Raw genomic sequence first — 22,202 nt, forward strand, 5'->3', positions numbered from 1 at the left:
CCAAGCCGCGGCGGGTCGATCTCACGGACGTGATCGGCCCGCCGTCGGTGGTTGACCGCCGAAAGGTGAAGAAATCCGGATCGAGAGGTGACGTCGTCTCCAGTCCACAGAGACGGGCTCACCTTTCGGCTCGGAAATCCTCACCTTTCGGCGTTACGAGAGGCCGCGGATCGCGCGGTACGGCGGCCTGCGCCCAGCGATCGACCAACTCATGTCGATCACGTCGCGCGTCTCGCGTACGTTGTGGGCCCGATAGATCCGCGCTCCCAACCATGCCGAGATGGCGGTCGCGGCGAGGGTGCCGGGCAGACGCTCACCGGTCTCGCGACCGAGGGTCTCCCCGATGAAGTCCTTGTTGGACAGCGAGACGAGCACCGGATAACCGGTGGCCACCATCTCCCCCAACCGCCGAGTCGTCTCCAGCGAGTGGAAGGTGTTCTTCGCGAAGTCATGGGCCGGATCGATGATGATCGACTCCCACGCCACCCCGGCGGCACGAGCTCGATCGGCGTAGCCCAGCACCGATGACAGCATCGACGCCATCACGTCGTCGTACTCCTGGCGATGCGGGTCGGTGCGCGGCGAGAGCCCGCCGGCGTGCGTACACACGACGGCGGCGCCGAACTCGGCCACGACGTCCACCAACCCGGGGTCGTGTCCACCCCAGGCGTCGTTGATCAGGTCGGCACCCTCGGCGAGCACCGCACGAGCCACCGACGCCCGCCAGGTGTCGACTGAGATCGCCAGCTGTGGGTACGCACCGCGTACGCGAGCCACGAACCCGGCGACCCGGTCGATCTCCTCCTCAGCCGAGACAGCGGCCCCGTAACCGGCCTTCACCCCGCCGATGTCGACGATGTCGGCGCCTTGTTCGACGACCTCCGCGACCCGATCCCACGCAGCTTCCTCCGCGTACGTCGAGCCCTGGTCGTAGAACGAGTCCGGGGTCCGGTTGACGATCGCCATCACCAGCGGCTGGTTGTCGTCGAACGAGATCGAGCGGAGCTTGAGGACCACGCCGCGACCCTACCTGCGGACGTACGCCGAACCCGTCGAGCCGCCGACACCACAAACCTCACCAGCATCAAGAATTAACACGCGCGAGAGCGACAACACCCCTTACGCATCGCTACCCTGCTCGACGTGAGTTGGCTTGTCACCGGCGGTGCCGGATACATCGGATCCCATGTGACACGTGCGCTCCTCGATGCCGACCTGACCCCCGTCGTCCTGGACGATCTCAGCACCGGTTTCCGACGCTTCGTGCCTGACGACGTGGCGTTCGTCGAGGCCAGCATCCTTGACCGCGCCGCCATCGAAAAGGCCATCACCGAGCACCAGGTCGAGGGCGTCATCCACCTCGCCGGCTACAAGTTCGCCGGCGTCAGCGTCGAGCGTCCGCTGCACACCTACGAGCAGAACGTCGAGGGCACCGCGCGGCTCCTTGAGGCCGTGGTCAGCACAGGCGTGAAGAACTTCGTGTTCTCCTCCAGCGCAGCCACCTTCGGCACTCCCGATGTCGACCTCGTGACCGAGGAGACGCCGACGCTTCCGGAGAGCCCGTACGGCGAGACGAAGCTGATCGGCGAATGGCTGATCCGCGACGTGGCCCGCACCCACGGCCTCCACCAGACGAGCCTGCGCTACTTCAACGTCGTCGGCAGTGGCTCCGACGATCTGTACGACACCAGCCCGCACAACCTGTTCCCGCTGGTGTTCGACGCCCTGGCCAACGGGCGTACGCCACGAATCAACGGCACCGACTACGCGACTCCCGACGGCACCTGCGTCCGTGACTACGTCCACGTCGCGGACCTTGCACACTCCCATGTGGTCGCCGCCCAGAAGTTGGCGGCAGGCGAGCAGCTCGCCCCGATCTACAACCTCGGGTCCGGCAATGGCTCCAGCGTGAAGGAGATCATGGACGCGGTACGCGAGGTCACCGGCATCGATTTCATCCCTGAGATCGGTCCGCGGCGCCCCGGAGATCCCGCCCGGATCGTCGCCACAGGCGAGCTTGCGGGCCGCGATCTGGAGTGGACGATGCGCAACAGCCTGACCGACATGGTCGCCAGCGCCTGGTCGGCACGCACTGCTGCAGGGGACGGTTACCCCCGTGGAACGTGAAGTTGAAGATTTGGCGGTCCCGTCCCCAAGAGTGACTTCGTCCCGTACCCTAGATTCCTCGGGCGGGCGTGACTCCAGTCACCCTTTGGCGTTATCTGGACGTGGGCTCTCGGGCGGAGGTGCGTTAATGACACTCCTCGCTGAGCGCCGTGCTCTTCGTTGGGTCACCCGTCAGAGCCGTACCCTCAGGTTCCTGCCGCTGACCGCACTGGTGTCCGACGCGGTCATCATCGTCCTGACGATGATCCTCGCCGCCATCGGTCACGACCTGGCTCCGCACACCGCACACCTGGCCAACACCGACCTGCTCATCGCGGGCCCGATCATCGTCGTTCTCTGGATCACGGTCATGGGCGGCTTCGGGGCTTATCAGGCCGAGGTCTTCGGCGCGGGCGCGGATGAGTACAAGCGGGTTCTGCACGGTTCGCTCTACAGCGTCAGCATCGTGGGCGTCGCCTGCTACCTCGCGCACTTCTCATTGGCCCGCGGCTTCTTCGTACTGATGTTCGTCATCGGGGTCCCGACCCTCCTGATCGGGCGCCGCCTGATCCGTCACGGCGTCCACCTCGCCCGCATCCAGGGCAAGCTGCAGGAGCGTACGGTCATCGCCGGGTCGGTCAGCAACGTCGACGACATCGCCGACGTGCTGCGCCGCGAGTCGTGGCTCGGCTACCGCGTCGTCGGCGCCCTGTGCCCCAGCTCGGCCACCGAGACGCCCGGCGGCATCCCGATCATCGGCCACGACGACCTCACCACGATCCACCGCGTCTCCGGCGACGCCGACGTGGTCTTCCTGGCCGGCGGCACCGACTTCAACTCCCGCGACATGCGCCAGCTCCAGTGGAGCCTCGAGCAGGACGCGACCCGGTTGATCGTCGCTCCGAATGTCAACGACATCTCCAGCGAGCGTGTGCGGGTACGCCCCGTGGGCGGTCTTCCGCTGATGCACATCGACGGTCCGCGCTGGAGTCACGCCACCCAGAAGGCCAAGCGCGTCTTCGACGTGATCGGCTCCTTGCTGCTGCTGACCATCTTCAGCCCGCTCATGCTCGCGATTGCCCTGCGCATCAAGTTGTACGACGGCGGCACGGTGTTGTTCGCCCAGACGCGCGTCGGCCGCAACGCGCGTACGTTCTCCTGCTTGAAGTTCCGCACCATGGTGCCGAACGCCGAGGATCTGCTGGCCGCACTGCACGCGCAGGCCGGCTACACCGGCGGGCTCTTCAAGATGGAGGACGACCCGCGCATCACCGGCCCCGGTCGCACCTTGCGCAAGTACTCCCTGGACGAACTCCCGCAGCTCATCAACGTCCTTCGCGGCGAGATGAGCCTGGTCGGCCCGCGACCGAACCTCGTCCATGAGGTCGCGCAGTACGAGAAGCACATGACCCGCCGCCTCCGCGTACGCCCAGGCATGACCGGCCTCTGGCAGGTCTCCGGTCGCGCGAACCTGTCCTGGGAAGAGGCGATCCGTCTCGACCTCTACTACGTCGACAACTGGTCGATGCTCCAGGACATCAACATCCTGATCAAGACGTTCCGAGTCATCACCGCGGGCCACGGCGCGTACTGACGCGTCCTCACGCTGTGTCACAGGCGGGCCTGAGGCGCCACATCGCGCTCTCGTTCGGACCGACGGTCCTGGCGCTGCTCACGGGCTTGGCCGCAGTCCCGGTCATCCTCTCCACGCTCGGCCCGGCAGCATGGGCGGCCGTCGCGGTCGGCCAGGCCGTGGGCTACTTCAGCAGCCAGTTCGTCGGCTGGGGGTGGAGCGCCGTCGGTGCCAGCGCGGTGGCGGCGCGCGATCCCCGGGGCCAGGCACAGTACGTCGCGGACTCGGTGGGACCCCGGCTGTGGCTCCTCGGCCTGGCGTTCCCGATCGGTTGCGCGGCAGCGTACGTCGTAGCGCCCCCGGGCGACCACGTGTGGCTGTGCGTGGCGCAGGCGGCCGCACTCATCCCCGGCGGACTCAACGGGATGTTTTACTACACAGGTTCGTCGCGACCGGACCTCACGATCCTGTTCGACGCCGTGCCGCGGGCGGCGGCGACCGTGATCGGGCTTGTGGTGCTCGTCGCAACGAAGAACATGTTCTGGTACATCGCGTTGCAGTTCGTCTGCGACCTGCTGCTGGTGTTCTTCTTCGTACGCCGTGCGGAGAGTTTCGGAGCCCGGTTCGACCTCGGTCGTAGGCACGCCTGGCGGATGCTGCGCCAGCAGCGTGCGGCTGTCCTGATCACCACGGCGACCAACGCGATCGGCTCCCTGCCGATCACGATCGTCTCGGCATTCCGCCTGCCGGCGATCGCCACGTACGCCCTCGCCGACCGGATCCGCGGCTACGCCGCCGGCGCGCTCGGCCCACTCGTGGGGACCGCGCAAGGCCGACTGCACTCCCCTGACCGCGCTGTCCTCCACCACCGGATCCGGGTCGCACTCCGGGTCTGGACATGTGCTGCCGTCGTGGTCGCCGTCGGGTTCGTGTTCGCCGCGTCCTGGGTCGGGCGGCTGCTGTCACACAACTCGATCCGGATCCAGCCGTCGATCGCGATCCCGTTCGCAGCCACGCTGGCTCTGGTGATCATGACCGACTTCATCGGCGGGGCGGCACTGCTGGCTCTCGAGCGGGTTCATGACGTCGCCCGCAGTTGGACCTTCGCAGCGGTGGTGGGGCTCCCCCTCGTCGCGATCGGCGCGTGGGCGTACGGCACGACGGGCGCTGCCGTCGGCGTGACCGCCATCCAGGCGATTGCCGCGGCCTGGCAGTGGTGGCGACTGGAGGCGCTACTCCGCCAGGAGTGAGAGCAGGTAGCTCCCGTATCCGCTCTTGACGAGCGGGCGGGCGAGTTCGGCGAGCCGCTCGTCGGAGAGCCAGCCCATCCGCCAGGCCACCTCTTCCGGGGCACCGATCTTGTCGCCCTGACGCGACTCGATCGCGCGTACGTAGTTGGCCGCGTCGTTGAGGTCGGAGATCGTGCCGGTGTCGAGCCAGGCCGAGCCGCGGGGCAGCACCTCGACCTGCAGGGTGCCGGCCTCGAGGTAGATCCGGTTGAGGTCGGTGATCTCGAGCTCCCCACGCGGCGACGGCTTGAGGTTGCGCGCGTACTCCACCACGGAGTTGTCGTAGAAGTAGAGGCCCGGGACCGCGTACGGGCTCTTCGGCTTCTCGGGCTTCTCCTCCAGCGAGATGGCCCGGAAGTTCTCGTCGAACTCGACGACGCCGTACGCGGTGGCGTCCGCGACGCGGTAGCCGAACACGGCGGCGCCCTCCAGCGACTCGAACCGGCGGAGCTTCTCGCCGAGCCCGGCACCGTAGAAGAGATTGTCGCCCAGGACCAAGCCGACCCGGTCGTCGCCGATGTGATCGGCACCGATGGTGAACGCCTGTGCGAGACCGTCGGGCGACGGCTGCACCTTGTAGGTCAGGTTGATCCCGAACTGCGAACCGTCCCCGAGCAGCCGCTGGAAAGCCTCGGCATCGTGAGGCGTGGTGATGATCAGGATGTCCCGGATCCCGGCCAGCATCAGCGTCGAGAGCGGGTAGTAGATCATCGGCTTGTCGTACACCGGCATGAGCTGCTTGCTCACGGCCAGGGTGATCGGATGCAGGCGTGAGCCGGTGCCACCGGCCAGGATGATGCCCTTCATGCCCGTGACCCTATCGAGGATCGGACCGGTCCGTCCGCCCACCGATAAGGTGTGGGCCGTGAAGAACATCCTCGTGACTGGCGGTGCGGGCTTCATCGGCTCGAACTTCGTGCATTACCTGGTCGAGAACACCGACGCCCAGGTCACCGTGCTCGACAAGATGACGTACGCGGCCTCCAAGGAGTCCGTCGACGGCCTCGGGGACCGCGTCAAGCTGATCGTGGGCGACATCGCCGACGCCGCTGTGGTCGACCCGCTGGTGGCCGAGGCGGATGCGGTGGTCCACTACGCGGCCGAGTCGCACAACGACAACTCGCTCAACGACCCGAGCCCGTTCGTCACCACCAACATCATCGGCACCTTCACGCTGCTGGAAGCGGTCCGCAAGTACGGCGTCCGCTACCACCACATCTCCACCGACGAGGTGTACGGCGACCTGGAGCTCGACGACCCGGAGCGGTTCACCGAGTCCACCCCGTACAACCCCTCCTCGCCGTACTCCTCGACGAAGGCGGGCTCGGACCTGCTCGTACGCGCCTGGGTCCGGTCGTTCGGCGTCGAGGCGACGATCTCGAACTGCTCCAACAACTACGGGCCGTGGCAGCACATCGAGAAGTTCATCCCGCGTCAGATCACCAACCTGATCGATGGTGTGAAGCCGAAGCTCTACGGCGCCGGCCTCAACGTCCGTGACTGGATCCACGCCAACGACCACTCCTCGGCTGTCCTGACGATCCTGGAGAAGGGCGCGATCGGCGAGACGTACCTCATCGGCGCCGACGGCGAGAAGAACAACCTCGACACCGTGAAGCTGATCCTGCGCCTGATGGGCCACGACGAGAACGACTTCGAGCACGTGAACGATCGCGCCGGCCACGACCTGCGGTACGCGATCGACTCGACCAAGCTGCGTACCGAACTCGGCTGGACGCCGAAGTTCCAGAACTTCGAGTCCGGCATGGCCGACACCATCCAGTGGTACCGCGACAACGAGACCTGGTGGCGCGCGAAGAAGGCCGAAGTCGAGGCCAAGTACGCCTCCCAGGGCCAGTAGTTTCAAGAGTTACTAAGGATTATCAAATCTTCCTAACTCTCACTAACTTCGATAACATCTGTTCATGGATCCCGTCCGAAACCCGTACACTCCCAACGCCGGCGCGCAGCCGGTCGCGGTGGTCGGACGCGACGACCAACTCCAGAATTTCGACCTGCTGCTGCACCGACTGACCGCCGGCCGCACCGAACAGTCGATGATCATCACCGGGCTTCGGGGCGTCGGGAAGACGGTCCTGCTCGGACGCTTCTACCGCAAGGCGATCGCACAGAACTGGGTCGTGATCGAGGAAGAGATCAGCAAGCACGACGACACTGCCTTCCGGCGCAACATCGCTGCGTGGATGCGGACCGCGCTTCTCGAGCTCTCTCCCCGCTCGCGCTGGTCGGACCGGCTGCACCGGGCTGGCGGTGTCCTCCGAGCCTTCTCCCTGACGGTGGATCCGACCGGTGGGTTGACCGCCGGCCTCGATGTCGATGCCTTGACCGGCCTCGCGGACCGCGGCGATCTCCGATACGACTTGACCGACCTCATGGTCGCGGTCGGCGAGGCTGCCCAGGCCAGTGACCGCGGGGTGATCCTGCTGCTCGACGAGATCCAGTTCCTGTCCAAGGTCCAGCTGGAGGCGCTGATCGCGGCGCTTCACAAGACGGTGCAACGAGCTCTCCCGGTGACCATGGTCGGCGCCGGCCTCCCGCAGATCGCCGAACTCGCGGGCGACGCCAAGTCGTACGCGGAACGCCTGTTCAAGTTCCCCCACATCGTCACCCTTGACAGCGAGGACGCCATGCGGGCGCTGAGCGAGCCAGCCGCCGAGGAGGGAGCAGCGTACGCGCCGGAGGCGCTTGCACTTGCTCTCGACATCACCGGCGGTTACCCGTACTTCTTGCAGGAACTCGGGTACGCCGTCTGGGGAATCGCGGAAGGCCCGGTCATCACGGCGGACGACATCCACACGGCGCTGCCGCTCTACGAGTCGAAACTCGACTCGTCGTTCTTCCGCGTACGTCTGGACCGCTCCACCGAATTGCAGCGCGTCTATCTGCGCGCGATGGCGGAGCTCGGACCCGAACCGCAGAAGGCCGCCGATGTGGCCACACTGCTGGGGCGGACCTCCTCGCAGGTCGCCCCCACGCGCGCCGAACTGATCAACCTCGGCCTGCTGTACACACCCGAGCACGGTTACGCGGCGTTCACCGTTCCGCATTTCGACCGATTCATGAAGCGCGCCATCCCCGACCTCGTGGTTCCGGAGATCCGAAAGAGGAAGACCCATGACTGACCTGACTGTTGAGCGGACCCCGATCCCGGGGCTCCTGGTGGTCCATCTGCCGGTCCACGGCGACGCTCGCGGCTGGTTCAAGGAGAACTGGCAGCGCGCGAAGATGACTGCGCTCGGCCTGCCCGACTTCGGACCGGTGCAGAACAACATGTCGTTCAACGCCTCCCGGGGCGCGACCCGCGGCATCCACACCGAGCCGTGGGACAAGTTCGTCTCGGTCGCCAGCGGCAGCGTCTTCGCAGCCTGGGTGGACATGCGTGAGGGTGACTCGTTCGGCGCCACGTTCCACATCGAGATCGGGCCTGACGTCGCGGTCTTCGTGCCGCGAGGCGTCGGCAACTCCTACCAGGCCCTCGAGGACGGCACGGTCTACAGCTACCTGGTCAACGACCACTTCGTGGCCGGCTTCACCTATCCCGCGCTCAACCTCGCCGACGAGACCGCTGGCATCCCGTGGCCGATCCCGCTGGACTCCGCGGAGGTCGAGATCAGCGAGAAGGACCAGAACAACCCGCGCCTGGCCGATGTGACGCCGATGGCTCCGAAGAAGACTCTGATCGTCGGGGCGAAGGGCCAACTCGGTCGGGCTCTGGCGGCGGTCTACCCCGGCGCGGTCCAGGTCGACCTCGACGAACTGGACATCTCCGACGCCTCCGCGGTCGCGGCCTGGCCGTGGAGCGAGTACGCCACGATCCTCAACGCGGCCGCGTACACGGCTGTGGACGCGGCTGAGACCCCCGAGGGCCGTCCGGTCGCCTGGAAGGCCAATGCGGTCGCTCCGGCGAACCTGGCAGCCGCTGCGCGCGAGCACGGCCTGACGCTGGTGCACGTGTCGAGTGAGTACGTCTTCGACGGGACCGCCGAGGAGCACACCGAGGACGAGGCCTTCTCCCCCCTCGGCGTCTACGCGCAGACCAAGGCTGCCGGCGACATCGCGGTGGCCACCGCGCCGCGGCACTACATCCTGCGTACGTCGTGGGTCATCGGCGACGGCAACAACTTCGTACGCACGATGGCGACCCTCGCCAGCAAGGGCATCTCGCCGAAGGTGGTGGACGACCAGATCGGCCGCCTGACCTTCACCGACACCCTCGCCGGCGCGATCAAGCATCTCCTCGACATCGAGGCGCCGTTCGGCACGTACAACGTCACCAACGGTGGCCAGCCGATGTCGTGGCAGGCGATCGCCGCTGAGGTGTACGCACTGAGTGGCCGAGCTCGTGAGGATGTCGGCGCCACGTCGACCGAGGAGTATTTCGCCGAGCAGGTGGCTGCCGGGAAGCTGATCAGCCCCCGCCCGAAGAACTCCGCGATGAACCTGGCGAGGATCCGGGCGACCGGCTTCGAACCCACGGATGCGATGGAAGCACTGAAGGCCTACCTCGCCTGAGCAGGCGACGAAGGCCCCCGGACGGCGTTGGGATCAACGCGGTGCCGGGGGCCTTTCGGTTCGTCAGTGGGAGTGCGTACGCGCTGCCGGAACCCGGCCGAAGTCGTCCTCGAGCCGGACGATGTCGTCCTCGCCGCAGTAGTCACCGCGCTGGATCTCGATGATGACGAGCTCGTCGTCCTGCTCGTTCACGATCCGGTGTGGCACGCCGACAGCGACCTCGACCGACTGGCCGGGACCGGTGTGGACGACGTTGCCGTCGATCACCGAGGAGGCCGTGCCGGAGATCACCGACCACCACTCGCTGCGATGATCGTGGGTCTGGTACGAGAGCCGCGAATGCGGGTTCACGTTGATCCGCTTCACCTTGTAACCGTCGCCCTCATCGAGGACGACCCAACTGCCCCACGGGCGAACTTCGGAATCACCGATCACGATGCAAACGGTAACCGACGCGGGTGGCCGGAACATGACATCCCACCAAATAGGTGAACCCGCGCACCGAAACGGTGCGCGGGTTCCCTGATGTATCTCGATCAGTCGGCCGCAAGCGGCCTCACTGAATCAAGCCTTCTTGGCAGCCGGAGCCTTCTTGGCCGGAGCCTTCTTCGCCGGAGCCTTCTTGGCGGCCGGAGCAGCCTTCTTGGCCGGAGCCTTCTTGGCGGCCGGCTTCGCCGGGGCGACCGGAGCCTCGACGACAGCCTCGGTCTTCTTGACCAGGCCGGTCACGAACGCCTTGGCGTCGAACGCCTTCGCGTCGGCGATGACCTTCTTGGTGTCAACAGCCTTCACCTGGGCAACAACGGCCTTGGCGTCGAAACCGGCGACGGCCTTGCGGGCGTCAGCGATCTGGGCCTTCACCGAGGCGAGGGTCGGGCGCTCGATCTTCGGCAGCTCCACCTTCGGGAGCTCAACCTTCGGCAGCTCGAACTTGGGCAGCTCGACCTTCGGCAGCTCGATCTTCGGCAGTTCAATCTTCGGCAGGGTAGCCATCAGTTTTCTCCTTCAAGTGGCGCCGCGGTCTGGGCCTCGGCAATGGGGTTGGCAGTGTTTTGAGCAAGGAACGACGCGTACACGTCAAGCAGTGACTGCTTCTGTCGCTCCGTCAGACGGGCATCGCCGAGAACGGCGACTTCCACCGATCCTCCGAACTCCTCCTCGACGCTGAGGATGCCGGCGCGGATGTAAACCTGCTCCGCCGAAATCCGCAGCGCCTTGGCGATCTGCTGGAGGACCTCAGCCGAGGGCTTGCGCAGACCACGCTCGATCTGGCTGAGGTACGGGTTTGAGACACCCGCCTGGTCGGCAAGTTGGCGCAGCGACAGCTTGGCGCCGACACGCTGCTCCTTGAGGTAGTCGCCGAGGGAACCGACGGCCATCCCAACCTTGCTCGTAACCATGAGAGAAGTATTGCTAACTATTGCTAGCAGTTGCAAGCGGGCGTCGCGTGAGCCTCCTCACACACCCGTCCGGACCCGGATCAGCCCAGCATCTCCAGCAGTCGGATCGCCGCCGAATCGGCGTCGCCGCGACGGCCAGCGACAGTCACCGGAGCAGTCGCGACCGCATCGGTGACGGCGGCCAGCACCTCGTACGGTCGACGTCTGGCCGCCACCGCGTTGTCCAGCAGACGCATCGCGGCTGCGCTCCTCGAGATGGGGGCGACAGCCCAGTCGGAACCGTCCTCGAAAGTCAGGTCGGCGATCGCGTGGATCCGGGCGGGCTCCATCACCGATGACGCACCGAGGTCGGTCGCATCCACGCGATGAAGACCCTCAGGAGTACGCATCACGAGTCTGCGCGGATACGCGTGCACCAACCCGTCCGGGGTGAGCAGCGCGTACTCGTCTGATCCGTAGGATGCTCCGTGTCGCAGCAGCGCCGCGACCAGGGAGGACTTGCCGACCCGGGACATGCCGGGAAGGAGCAGCGCGGCGCCGTTGACGGCGACGACCCCGGCATGGATGAACACCGCCTCGGTCGCATGCTCGGCGACCCAGAACTCGAGCTCATGGATCATCCCGGCGATGTCGTCACCGGGATGGATCGCCACGTGCTGCTCGGCCTCGAGTTCTTCCTCGCGCCACCAGAACGGCAGATGCTCCCGGACGTCCACATGTTCCGCGGCATAGATCGAGACCGCGCATCCGTACGCCCGCGAGCTGAGCTTCGTCCACGTCATCGGGCGCTCCGGTACGCCCGGAGAGCGCCCGGCAGGGCCGACAGGATGCGCAGCCACCGACGCACCCGAGCCCGTACGACCCCTGCCCTGCGGGCGCTGAGGTCCGGGTACGCGGCGCGGATGAAGTCGGCGGTCGGCCACACCTCGCGCAGCAGGAAGATCGGCACACCGCGCCATGGCGTCGTGGCCATCCGGTCGAGCGCGATGACCTGTGCTTCCGCATCACCCAGAGCCAGACGGGCCCGGCGGCTGAGCGGCTGCGGCGGGTCGACACCCACACGGGTGAGGGCCGCATCGAAGAGGTCAGCGGCGCCGAGGCGGACGGCGATGGCCCGAGCCTGATCCCACGCCGAGGCATCGGCGCGTGCGTACGCCAGGGTCAGGTCATCCCACCGCCGGGAGAGATCGCCACCTCCCGACAGCGCATGGAAGGCGACGGTCAGGCAACGACCGACCTCGTCGAGCGCCGGCACCTGGCCGGAGCCGAGATCGAAGTCGACGAAGTGAGGGCGAAGTTCGGCCCACAGTGAGTCGCCATCGACCGGAAGTGACGGCAGCGAACGGTGCAGGTCCACCTCGAAGCCGGAGGCGCTGCGCAGCTCGACGCTGTGCCCCCATTCGTGGGGAGCACCGACGGCGTGACCATCCGCGATTCCGCCTGCTCGCAGCGCGTCGATCGCGTCCGGCAGACGACTGGCCGGCACCAGCAGATCGACGTCGGCGTACGCCCGGGGCGGCGAGTACAACCACAGCGACGTGGTCGGGCCCTTGATGAGGACGTGCGGGATGTCCGCTCGTGCCAGACAGCGGCTGGCGTCCAGGGTCAGCAGGTCGACCCGCAGGTTGTTGGCCTGCACCTCGAGGTCGACATCAGCCACGACGCCACCTCCTCCTCACACGAGCGAGCGGCGTACGCAGGGCTGCGTCGGCCGCCGAGCCGCCGCGAGATGCGTTGGCCACGACACCGAGCACCACCGTGCCACTCCGGCTGAGCATCTCCATCGCTGAACGCAGTCGGGCCGGCGTCACCCGCCCGATGCGCGCGACCACGATCGTCGCGTCCGCCGCCGCACAGACGACCTCTGCGGACGCGTTGCGCTCGATGTGGGGTGCGTCGATCAGGATCAGATCGACCTCGGCACCGAGGTCAGCAAGCAGGTCCGCGAAACGCGTGTCCCCGAAGAGGTCGGAGTCCTCCCGTTCGGCACGGCCGGCGACGAGCACCTTCGGTCCCACACCCGCGTCCTGGATGACCGTCCGGACGGGGAGATGTCGGTGGAGGGCCTGGGACAGCCCGACGTCGCCGCTCAGACCGTAGTGACTCGCCAACGTGGGACGGCGCAGGTCCGCCTCGACGATCAGTACGCGCCGACCCGAGGCGTGGAGGGCAGCGCCGAGATGGGTCACGACGCTGGTCCGACCCTCCCCGGCGGTCGTACTGGTGACGGCGACGACCTTCGCGCCGCTGGCCACCACGGCAGCGCGAAGGCTCCGATGACCCTCGGCCTGCCGCCGCGAAGGCCTCGGCCCACGGGTGGGCAGAGGGAGGCGTACGCGCCGCGGGATGACCGCGAGCAGAGGTCGGCCGGTCACGGCGACCAACTGATCCCCGTCGCGAAGGCTCCGGTCCAGGACGTCGATGGCGGCGATGATCCCGAGACCGAGTGCCAGCCCGAGGGCGAGCCCGAGCTCGAGCCAGCGCTTCTTCACGGGAGAGTACGGTGCGGACGGCGGCACTGCGGGAAGCGTGACGTGCAGCGTGAGGCCCGTGTCCAGCGGGCCCACGAGATGAGCGAGCTCGGCCGGCAGGACGGCGGCGAGACCGTTTGCGACCTTCGCAGCCCGGACCGGATCCGTGTCCACCACCGCGATCGCGACCAGCGAACTGTCCCCGGAGTTGGTGACCACCTGCGGGAGCGAACCGGTCACGCCCGCGCGTTCCATTGCCTTCTGGATCACCGGCGCCTTGTCGGCCACCCCGGCCAACGCCTGGGCGCGGAAGAGGATGAGGTTGTGCGCCTCGAACTCGTCGCCGGCGGTCGTGCCTGAGTGCCCGATGGCGAGTTGCGTGATCGCCACGTATCGCGGCGTCTGTGACTGGTAGCCCAGGACCGACAGGCCGAGCCCGAGCACCACTGCAGCGATCAGCACCCACCACAGCCGCCGGACACGACGAAGGTAGAGCGCAACCACCACGACGCCTCCGAACCGACGGGTCCGCGGGCGACTGCCGGGATCCACGGGAAGTTTACCGATCGGGTACGCACCCAAGCGGCCGCGGATACAGTTCAGGCACAGGTCTGGGCGCGGGGAGCGGCCGACTCCTGAAGACTGGGGAACGACAGACGATGGCGCATGCACTCGTGACGGTCGCGGCGAAGGTCGTGAGCCGCAGGATCGACGACTCCTATGTCGTCCTCGACGAGGGGAAGCTCGTCGCACACCATCTGACGGGCGAGGTCGCTGACGTCTGGACGGACATCCTGGCCGGCGAACCGATTGATCTCAGTGCTCCAGCCGTGGCCGAACTCCATGCCCTCGGTCTGATCATCAGCGGCGGGATCGGGCGGCGTACCGCGCTCAAGCGCGCCGGGGTGGTGGTCGGACTCGGGATCACGTCGCTGGCCCTTCCGGAGGCTGCCGCGGCAGCCTCGGCGACCAGCCTCAACAAGGCCACCGCAGGCACGTACTGCGTCACGGTGCCCGCCGGTCAGACGACGGCGAGTTTCACCATCACGGCCGGCGGCGGTGGCGCTGGCGGCCTGACCGGCCTGCTCGGTGGCAACGGCGGAGGCGGAGCCAAACTGTCGGGAACGATCTCCGGCCTGGTCGGCGGAGATGTCGTCGTGGTCGTCGTCGGCGCAGGCGGTTCGGGTGGCTTCGCCGCGATCGCCGGCAGCGGCGGATCCGGCTATGACTCGGGCGGCAACGGCGCCGCAGCGCTGACCGGTGGTGGCGGCGGCGGCGGTGGCGCCACGAGCATCGGCGTGGTCCGCGGCGCCGCGCCCGGAAGCTGCCCCGCGAACCAGACATGGTCGGGTGCTGCCCCCACGACGCTCGGCGTCGCCGGCGCGGGCGCCGGAGGAGGCAGCACCGGAACCCTCAACGGCGGCAACGGCGGGACGACCAACGTCGGAAGCACCGCAGCCGCCGGCCAGAACGGCAAGAACGGTGGCCTGCTCAATCTGTTCGGTGGCGGAGGCGGTGGCGGCGGTGCCGGTTCACCCGCCCCGGGTGGCGTCGGTGGCGGAGCGACCGGCGGTTCAAGCGGCTGGGCCAACGGCGGCGCCTGGACCATCAGCGTCGTGAGCGCGACCACCGTGGCGAACGGCGGCCAGGACCTCCTCATCGGCATCGGCGGCACCGGCTCGCCGGGGGCAGGCATCGTCACCTTCCCCTAGGACCCGACGACCGACCGCGTGCGAGGATGTCGGCGTGTCACTCCCCCAGTACGCCGCGTCGGCACGCGAACTCGATGAACTCGATCTGGTGGCCTCTGGCGCCCTCCCCGGACCGGTGCGATGGGCGACCGACGACGCAGCGGTGATCGACCCCGAAGGGGCACCCGTGGCCGACCTCGTGGCAGGCCGCGTGGAGAACTGGACCGGCTTCGTCCACCGCCCCTTCCACCGGCTCTACCTCACGCCCGAGCAGGCGCGCAGCGCGTACGCCGGGCGTACCTTCGTCGCGGTGTCGGCACCGCTGTCCGAAGCGCAGCTGAGGCAACTGGCACTGACCAAGGGTGCAGTCGTGCTTGCGCTCGTCGGCACCGGCACGGCGAGTGTCGCCACCATCCGTTCGGTGATCCCGGGTACGCCCGTCGTCGCGGTCCCGCTTCCGGCGGACGCTGATGCGGCCGACCGTGCCACCGTGATCGCGGCGTACACCGATGACCCGGTCGAGCTCGACGGCGCATCGGCCCCGGTCGAGGGCAATGGCGGCCTGGTCGTCTTCTTCACCGGCTTCTCCGGCAGCGGCAAGTCCACTCTCGCTCGCGCACTCGTCGACCAACTGCTCGAGTCCGGCCACACCGTGACGTCCCTCGACGGGGACATCGTCCGTCGCAACCTCAGCGCGGGCCTCACCTTCAGCCCCGAGGACCGCGAGACCAACATCCGACGCATCGGCTGGGTCGCCGCCGAGATCGCCCGCCACGGCGGAATCGCCGTCTGCAGTCCGATCGCGCCGTACGACCGCACCCGCAAGGCTGTGCGAGCGATGGTGGAGGAGGCCGGCGGCCGCTTCGTACTGATCCACGTTGCGACGCCGATCGAGGAGTGCGAGCGGCGCGACCGCAAGGGGCTGTACGCCAAGGCGCGCGCCGGCGAGATCCCCGACTTCACCGGTATCAGCGCGCCCTACGAGGAGCCAGAGGACGCGGACGTACGCATCGACACCACCGGCCTGAGCATCGAGGAAGCCCTCGAGCCGGTGGCGGAGGCGGTACACGCCCCGACGGCGTCGACCACGGACCCCAGGGGCCCGTTGAAGGTGCTTTTCGTCTGCACGGCCAACATCTGCCGGAGCCCGTTCATGGAGCTCACCGCGCGAGCCCTCGCCCCGGAGTTGACGATCAGCAGCGCCGGTACGCACGGCTTCACGGCTGCGCCGATGGAGTCAGAGATGGCCGCCGTCCTGGCCGAGGGAATCGATCCGGGCGAGTTCCGAAGCCGGCCGTTGACCGTGGACATGCTCGCCGAGGCCGACCTGGTGCTGACGGCTCAAGCGAGCCACCGGTCCTACATCCTCGACGACCACCCGGCGTACTTCACCAAGGTGTTGACGCTGGGCCAGGCGGCCGAGGCCATCAGCAGGAGCGAGACCACGGGTCGGGCGCTGGTCGCGGAGTTGGCGCGTACGCGCGGAGCCTCGGACCCGGCTCTGGACGTCGACGACCCGTACCGCAAGGGCCCCGTCGCCGCACGCGCAGCAGCGGACCAGATCAGTTCGCTGGTGGCTGCGATCGTGCCGAGACTCCGCGAGTAGCGGACTTCGGGTCCGCTTCCCAGTGCGGGAAGTTCGGCCCGCCCTCGTCACGCGACTCCGGTACGAACGCGACCGGCGCCACCCGGTCGGCACGGGCTCCCATTCCGCGGCCCCCACCGGGCTCGGCATGCCAGGCCGGCATCGCGGCGTGCTGGCCGCGCGGACTCTCGAGGCGCGTGAGCGGCACCCAGGTGCGCGGCTGACCGGAGTGGTTCTCGATGTGCGGGCACTCGTCCCCATAGCGCCGACGACACTGGGCACGGCGTTTCATACGGCGGTACCAACGCATGGTGGGACTCCGATGCTTCAGGCCCGGTCCCGATACCAAGCGCGCCAGGCGAGGCTCAGTCCCGCCCGTAGATGTCCCGAGTGTAGACCTTGTGCGAGACGTCAGAAAGGGAATCGGCGTCCCGGTTGGCGATGATCACATCGGCGCGGCTCTTGAACTCATCGAAGTCGCGAACGACCTCGGAATGGAAAAATTCGTCCTCGGTCAGGGTCGGCTCGTAGATGATCACCGACACCCCCTTGGCCTTGATCCGCTTCATCACGCCCTGGATCGAGGAGGCCCGGAAGTTGTCCGATCCCGCCTTCATGATCAGCCGGTGGACGCCGACCGTCTTCGGCTCGCGGCGCAGGATGTCGGCAGCGATGAAGTCCTTGCGGGTGGTGTTGGCCTCGACGATCGCGCTGATCAGGTTCTGCGGCACGTCGGCATAGTTGGCCTGCAGTTGCTTGGTGTCCTTCGGCAGGCAGTAGCCGCCGTACCCGAACGACGGGTTGTTGTAGTGGTTCCCGATGCGCGGATCCAGGCCGACGCCCTCGATGATCTGACCGCTGTTGAGTCCGTGCAGGGCGGCGTACGTGTCGAGCTCGTTGAAGTACGCGACCCGCAGCGCCAGGTAGGTGTTGGCGAAGAGCTTGATCGCCTCGGCCTCGGTCGACCCGGTGAACAGGGTCGGGACCTCGGTCTCCTCGGACCCCTCGAGGAGCAGGGCGGCGAATTCCTTGCCCCGGTCGGTGTCCGACCCGACCACGATCCGCGAGGGGTGCAGGTTGTCGTACAGCGCCCTTCCTTCACGAAGGAACTCGGGGCTGAAGATGATCGACGCACCCGGGTGGCTCTCGCGCAGACGCGCGGTGAACCCGACCGGCACCGTCGACTTGATGACGATCGAGGCGTCCGGGTTGATCTCGAGCGCAGCGGCAGTGACCGACTCGACGGAGCGGGTGTCGAAGTAGTTCGTCCGCTCGTCGTAGTTGGTCGGCGTGGCGACGACGACGAACGTCGCACCCGCGTACGCCTCCCGCGGGTCGGTCGTCGCCGTGAGGCTCAACGGCTTGGTGGCGAGGTATTCCTCGAGCTCGTGATCGACGATCGGGGACACCCGGTTGTTGACCTTCGCGACCTTGTCCGGATCGAGGTCGAGGGCGACGACGTCGTGGTGCTGGGCCAGGATGACGGCGTTGGAGAGTCCGACGTAACCGGTTCCGGCGATCGCGATCTTCACGGGTGAAGAGTAACCATGCGCAAGCGAACGGCCGGTGACCTGACAACGCCTAGCCGGAGTGCGCCGGGCGCCTCGGCGGATCCCAGGTCAGCGCCGCCACGACCACGGCTGCCTCGACGAGGAAGAAGTAGTTCGCGAAAGCCTGCTTCCCGAGAGTGATCAGCACCAGGAGCGAGAACCCCACGCCGAGAGCGAAGGCCGCCGGCGTACGCGGTGCCCGCCAGGCGACGATCAGGGCCGTGATGAACCCGCCCACCAGCGGCAGCCATCCGTACGTCGAACTCGGCGGCCATCCCCAGTGGTTGACCGACCAGACCAGCGCGGAGGAGGAGTCGGCGCGGAAAGGCTGCAGGAATTGCAACCTGACCACACTGCGCCAGAACCCGGCCGGATCCCACGCCAGGAACGGCGCCAGCGCCAGCACCGCGGTGGCCACGGTCAGCGAGCTGAAGCGCCGCAGGCCGCCGGCGTACGCGCGGGCCGTCGGCAGCAGCAGGATGAGGAGCGGCGCGGCCACCACGAAGTACTGCTTGGACACCAGCAGCAGCCCGAGCCACACCGGGGTCCAGCGGCTCCCGCGCGACGCACCGACCACGGTCAGCACCAACAGGAGGATCGACACCGGCTCGACCCAGAAGTTGGAGAGGACGAACAAGGTGCCGGGCAGGAGCAGGATGAGCCCACCGCGCAACCCCACGTACCGGATCAGCACGACCGCCGCGATCACGAGGGCGATCAGGCCTCCGAGCCGGACGTCACCGAGGACGAACCCGACGACGGCGCTGATCAGGGCCGGCGGCGGATAGGGGAAGCCGAAGTCCAGGGTGGTGCCGGAGACCACCTGCGGTGAGTAGAACAACCGGTTGCCGGCCGCCGGGTACGGCGAGGTGAACGTCAGCGAGTACGGGTCGTGCCCGTGCAGGAGTGCGTCCGCGGAGCCGCGCAGGAAGACCCCGACGTCCATCACGATCGGCGCATGCAGGAGGGTCACCGTGGCAGCCGCCACCGCAAGGGCAGCGAAGGCCATGGAGAGCCACGGCCGCTTCAGGAGCCCGCAGCCGAGCGCGGCCGCGGCACCGAGGGTGATGGCGAGTTCCAGGCCGGATCTGGTCGAACTCGACACATCCGTCCACGACCCCAGTCGTACGACGTCCTCGCACACGAAGGCGACCGCGACAGCCGCCCAGAGAAGAAGTCCACCGTCGCGAGTCCCGGCGGATTCACTCCCCGAGCCGGACGCCGCCGACCTGGCGGAGCGCAGCATCACTGCGCCGAGGAGAGCGACCGCCACCAACTGTCCGGCGATGGCGACATCCGCCTCCATCGCGGTGGAACTGAGCCCGATGGCTGCCGCAGCCAACCAGAGCCACGACTCCGGACGCCACCGCAGCCGATCAGCGCCGAGGGCGCGCACGGTAGACGAACTGATAGCCGAAGAGGGTCGGCCGAGCCGCCACCAGGAACCGGTCGATCACCTGCACGAGACGACGAACCAACGCCGGAACGGGAAGCAACTCCCACGGCGTGCCCGAGTACTGGCGCTCGACGATCTCGAACCCGGCGTCGCGAAGCGTCCGCTCGAACATCCGGCGGGTGAAGAAACGTACGTGGCCACGATCCAGCGGCCCACGCTCGTCGTAGTCGAACAAGCCGGCGGCGATCCTGCCCCGCGGATACCAGTGCGAGATGTTGGGCACCGAGATCAGCAGCTCACCGTCATCGGCCAGGCGGGCGTGGATCTGCTGAAGGAGGGCGTCCGGATCCAGGACGTGCTCGGCCACGTCACCAGCCACGACGACGTCGTACGTCTCCGCCAGACCGTCCGGCAGTCCGGCGTTGAGATCCGCAGCTACGAACCGGCGCAGACGCTCAACCCCCGGATGGGTCTCCAGGTCGGTGCCGTCGACCTCGTGCCCGTACGACATCACCTCGCCGGCGAACGCGCCGTCGGAGCAGCCGACATCAAGGACCGACACCGGGGCACGACCAGCCAGCCAGCCGAGCAACAGGCGATGGCTGGAGTTGTCGGCGACCTTCGTCAGGTACGGGTCGGTGGCAGAGGGCATCGTGGGCGCGAATCGCGCACTCAGCACCGCCTTGATCACGTCCCGAGCGTAGGCGAGACCGTTCACGTGGCAGATCTCGTTTCCGTAATAGGTCGGGATCGGCACCTCGGAGATCCGCTTCTTGGCGGCAATCAGGCCGAGGATGATGTCGGTGTCGAACGAGAAGCCTTCGGCGTACGAGTCGATGCCGAGCTCCGTCAACGTGCTCACCCGGTAGGCCCGGTAGCCGCTGTGCCACTCGCTGAGCTTGACCCCGCTGGCGCGGTTCTGGAGCCAGGTCAGGATCCGGTTCCCAACGAACTTGTACATCGGCATCCCGCCCTCGCGGGCAGCGCCCGGGGGCAGCATGCGCGACCCGAAGACCGCATCCGCCTCTCCCCGCTCGATCGGGGCGATCAGCGACTCGATCACCTCCGGGGCGTACTGGCCGTCGGCGTGCAACAGGACGACGATGTCGCAGCGGTCGGCGAGCCACTGGTAGCCGTCCTTCTGGTTGCCGCCGTAGCCGCGGTTGACCTTCTGCCTGCGGACGGTCACGGGCAGCGAGCTGCGCTCGCGGTATTCGCGCGCCAGCGTGAAGGTCCGGTCGCTGCTGGCGTCATCGCTGACCAGGACGTGCGAGACCCGCTCCGCGAAGTCCGTCGGGAGCCGGTCGAGGGTGTCGACGAGGGTGGATTCAGCGTTGTACGCGACGACGAGGACCCCGATCCGGGCGTGCTCTGCCGACGTCGGGGCCGCGGTCGACCGGCGACCCTCCACCCACTGTCGGGTCCACTCTGCTGGGCTCACGGCAACGGTGCTCATGGGCATTCCTCCCCTTGTCTGTGCCCATCGTCACGGGGTCGGGGGCCACCATCAACGGGTCAGGGAGTGATCGACCCGAAGAGGTATCCGGCCAGTAGTCACAAAGGCTCGGTCACCTCTTCCGGAGGTGTACGCGGGGCCCTCGACGGGGTCCGCGGAGCCCTCTCGGTCCACGCAGACGTACGCACCGCACCGCCGAGCGCTCGCTCCCGTACGATGAACCGCCATGTCTACGCCCAAGGACTATCGCCTTTCCCAGTTGGATCAGCTGGAGGCCGAGTCGATCCACATCTTCCGTGAATCCGCTGCCGAGTTCGAGCGGCCGGTACTGATGTTCTCCGGCGGCAAGGACAGCATCGTGATGCTGCGTCTGGCCGAGAAAGCGTTCCACCCCGCCAAGATCCCCTTCCCGGTCCTCCAGGTCGACACCGGACGCGACTTCCCCGAAGTGCTCTCCACCCGCGACAACTGGGTCAACCGACTCGGAGTCAAACTCGTCATCGCCAGTGTCGATGACGCGATCCGGGACGGGATCGTGGTCGAGGACGGCAAGACCAGCCGCAACCGGATGCAGATCGCGACCCTGCTCCATGCGATCGAGGACAACGGGTTCACCGCCGCCTTCGGAGGCGGTCGACGCGATGAGGAAAAGGCCCGCGCGAAGGAACGGGTCTACTCCCACCGTGACGAGTTCGGCCAATGGGACCCCAAGAACCAGCGCCCCGAACTGTGGAACCTCTACAACGGGCGACTCCATGAGGGTGAGCACATGCGGGTGTTCCCGATCTCGAACTGGACCGAACTCGACATCTGGGACTACATCGGCCGCGAAGGCATCGAGATCCCCTCGATCTACTTCTCCCACCAACGCCGCGTGTTCGAACGCGACGGAATGCTGCTGTCGGAATCCGAATGGAACACCCTGCGCGACGGGGAAACCATCCAGGAGCGGACCGTCCGGTTCCGCACCGTCGGCGACATCACGTTGACCGGATGCGTCGAATCCGGGGCCAGCACCGTCGACGACATCATCACCGAAGTCGCCACCGCCCGCGTCACCGAACGCGGAGCCACCCGCGGCGACGACCGCTTCAGCGAAGCAGCCATGGAAGACCGCAAGAAGGAAGGCTACTTCTGAGCCACGGATGCCTC

20 protein-coding genes are annotated in these 22,202 nt (G+C 67.5%); 9 read left to right on the top strand and 11 right to left on the bottom strand.

Annotation, left to right across the window (positions count from 1 at the left end; translation table 11 throughout):
- Positions 1–153 precede the first annotated feature (153 nt).
- The gene (folP, locus tag KCTC_RS06675) at positions 154–1,017 is read right to left on the bottom strand and encodes a dihydropteroate synthase (RefSeq protein ID WP_231998869.1); all 864 of its coding nucleotides are present in this window, start codon (positions 1,015–1,017) and stop codon (positions 154–156) included.
- A 126-nt stretch (positions 1,018–1,143) separates the two neighbouring features.
- Between folP and galE the strand changes: the two genes are divergently transcribed.
- The 3 genes from galE (at position 1,144) to KCTC_RS06690 (ending at position 4,929) form a co-directional block, all read left to right on the top strand.
- On the top strand, positions 1,144–2,127 hold the full coding sequence (gene galE / locus KCTC_RS06680) for a UDP-glucose 4-epimerase GalE (RefSeq protein ID WP_125567918.1): 984 nt from the start codon (positions 1,144–1,146) through the stop codon (positions 2,125–2,127).
- 127 nt (positions 2,128–2,254) lie between these two features.
- Complete coding sequence (locus KCTC_RS06685; protein WP_125567920.1) at positions 2,255–3,700, top strand: sugar transferase; 1,446 nt, start codon at positions 2,255–2,257, stop codon at positions 3,698–3,700.
- Between the two features lie 14 nt (positions 3,701–3,714).
- Positions 3,715–4,929 (top strand): polysaccharide biosynthesis protein, encoded by a 1,215-nt coding sequence (locus KCTC_RS06690; RefSeq protein ID WP_125567922.1) that lies wholly within the window; start codon positions 3,715–3,717, stop codon positions 4,927–4,929.
- Here the strand turns inward: KCTC_RS06690 and rfbA are convergent.
- A complete protein-coding gene (gene rfbA, locus KCTC_RS06695) occupies positions 4,912–5,775 on the bottom strand; it encodes a glucose-1-phosphate thymidylyltransferase RfbA (RefSeq protein ID WP_125567924.1) in 864 nt (287 codons plus the stop codon). The genes KCTC_RS06690 and rfbA overlap by 18 nt on opposite strands.
- 58 nt (positions 5,776–5,833) lie before the next feature.
- Here rfbA and rfbB point away from each other — a divergent pair, with 58 nt between their 5' ends.
- The 3 genes from rfbB to KCTC_RS06710 all read left to right on the top strand — a co-directional run bounded on the left by rfbB (position 5,834) and on the right by KCTC_RS06710 (position 9,501).
- Positions 5,834–6,829: a dTDP-glucose 4,6-dehydratase gene (gene rfbB / locus KCTC_RS06700; RefSeq protein ID WP_125567926.1), complete on the top strand. Its 996-nt coding sequence runs from the start codon at positions 5,834–5,836 to the stop codon at positions 6,827–6,829.
- A 64-nt stretch (positions 6,830–6,893) separates the two neighbouring features.
- Positions 6,894–8,111, top strand: a complete 1,218-nt coding sequence (locus tag KCTC_RS06705) for an AAA family ATPase (protein WP_125567928.1) — start codon at positions 6,894–6,896, stop codon at positions 8,109–8,111.
- Positions 8,104–9,501 carry a sugar nucleotide-binding protein gene (locus KCTC_RS06710; protein WP_125567930.1) on the top strand — a complete coding sequence of 466 codons (1,398 nt, stop codon included), beginning with the start codon at positions 8,104–8,106 and terminating at the stop codon, positions 9,499–9,501. The genes KCTC_RS06705 and KCTC_RS06710 overlap by 8 nt, the downstream gene beginning before the upstream one ends.
- A 63-nt stretch (positions 9,502–9,564) precedes the next feature.
- Here the strand turns inward: KCTC_RS06710 and KCTC_RS06715 are convergent, their stop codons facing one another.
- The 6 genes from KCTC_RS06715 to KCTC_RS06740 form a co-directional block, all read right to left on the bottom strand.
- Complete coding sequence (locus tag KCTC_RS06715) at positions 9,565–9,936, bottom strand: phosphomannose isomerase type II C-terminal cupin domain (protein ID WP_125567932.1); 372 nt, start codon at positions 9,934–9,936, stop codon at positions 9,565–9,567.
- Positions 9,937–10,065: 129 nt separating this feature from the next.
- Positions 10,066–10,494: a hypothetical protein gene (locus tag KCTC_RS06720; RefSeq protein ID WP_125567935.1), complete on the bottom strand. Its 429-nt coding sequence runs from the start codon at positions 10,492–10,494 to the stop codon at positions 10,066–10,068.
- A complete protein-coding gene (locus KCTC_RS06725; RefSeq protein WP_125567937.1) occupies positions 10,494–10,901 on the bottom strand; it encodes a helix-turn-helix domain-containing protein in 408 nt (135 codons plus the stop codon). The genes KCTC_RS06720 and KCTC_RS06725 overlap by 1 nt, the downstream gene beginning before the upstream one ends.
- Before the next feature lie 80 nt (positions 10,902–10,981).
- A complete protein-coding gene (locus KCTC_RS06730) occupies positions 10,982–11,683 on the bottom strand; it encodes a hypothetical protein (RefSeq protein ID WP_125567939.1) in 702 nt (233 codons plus the stop codon).
- The gene (locus KCTC_RS06735; RefSeq protein ID WP_125567941.1) at positions 11,680–12,561 is read right to left on the bottom strand and encodes a nucleotidyltransferase family protein; all 882 of its coding nucleotides are present in this window, start codon (positions 12,559–12,561) and stop codon (positions 11,680–11,682) included. Before KCTC_RS06735 ends, KCTC_RS06730 begins: the two co-directional genes overlap by 4 nt.
- Entirely contained in the window at positions 12,554–13,924 is a 1,371-nt protein-coding gene (locus KCTC_RS06740; protein ID WP_125567943.1) for a polysaccharide biosynthesis tyrosine autokinase, read from the bottom strand. The genes KCTC_RS06735 and KCTC_RS06740 overlap by 8 nt, the downstream gene beginning before the upstream one ends.
- A 107-nt stretch (positions 13,925–14,031) precedes the next feature.
- On the opposite strand from KCTC_RS06740, the gene KCTC_RS06745 reads away from it, so the two are divergent.
- Both KCTC_RS06745 and cysC read left to right on the top strand, forming a co-directional pair.
- Entirely contained in the window at positions 14,032–15,084 is a 1,053-nt protein-coding gene (locus KCTC_RS06745; RefSeq protein ID WP_125567945.1) for a hypothetical protein, read from the top strand.
- 34 nt (positions 15,085–15,118) lie between these two features.
- On the top strand, positions 15,119–16,669 hold the full coding sequence (gene cysC / locus KCTC_RS06750; RefSeq protein ID WP_125567947.1) for an adenylyl-sulfate kinase: 1,551 nt from the start codon (positions 15,119–15,121) through the stop codon (positions 16,667–16,669).
- A 344-nt stretch (positions 16,670–17,013) separates the two neighbouring features.
- Here the strand turns inward: cysC and KCTC_RS06755 are convergent, their stop codons facing one another.
- From KCTC_RS06755 to KCTC_RS06765, 3 genes are read right to left on the bottom strand one after another with little or no spacing between them, the layout of a single operon-like run.
- Positions 17,014–18,180, bottom strand: coding sequence for a nucleotide sugar dehydrogenase (locus tag KCTC_RS06755; RefSeq protein ID WP_125567949.1), 1,167 nt, complete (start codon positions 18,178–18,180; stop codon positions 17,014–17,016).
- Positions 18,181–18,229: 49 nt separating this feature from the next.
- Positions 18,230–19,594, bottom strand: coding sequence for a hypothetical protein (locus tag KCTC_RS06760; protein WP_125567951.1), 1,365 nt, complete (start codon positions 19,592–19,594; stop codon positions 18,230–18,232).
- Positions 19,575–21,050 (bottom strand): bifunctional glycosyltransferase/class I SAM-dependent methyltransferase, encoded by a 1,476-nt coding sequence (locus tag KCTC_RS06765; protein WP_125567953.1) that lies wholly within the window; start codon positions 21,048–21,050, stop codon positions 19,575–19,577. Before KCTC_RS06765 ends, KCTC_RS06760 begins: the two co-directional genes overlap by 20 nt.
- Positions 21,051–21,276: 226 nt before the next feature.
- On the opposite strand from KCTC_RS06765, the gene cysD reads away from it, so the two are divergent.
- The gene (gene cysD, locus KCTC_RS06770; RefSeq protein WP_125567955.1) at positions 21,277–22,188 is read left to right on the top strand and encodes a sulfate adenylyltransferase subunit CysD; all 912 of its coding nucleotides are present in this window, start codon (positions 21,277–21,279) and stop codon (positions 22,186–22,188) included.
- Positions 22,189–22,202 lie beyond the last annotated feature (14 nt).

The organism is Nocardioides baekrokdamisoli (assembly GCF_003945325.1).
Lineage (GTDB): Bacteria > Actinomycetota > Actinomycetes > Propionibacteriales > Nocardioidaceae > Nocardioides > Nocardioides baekrokdamisoli.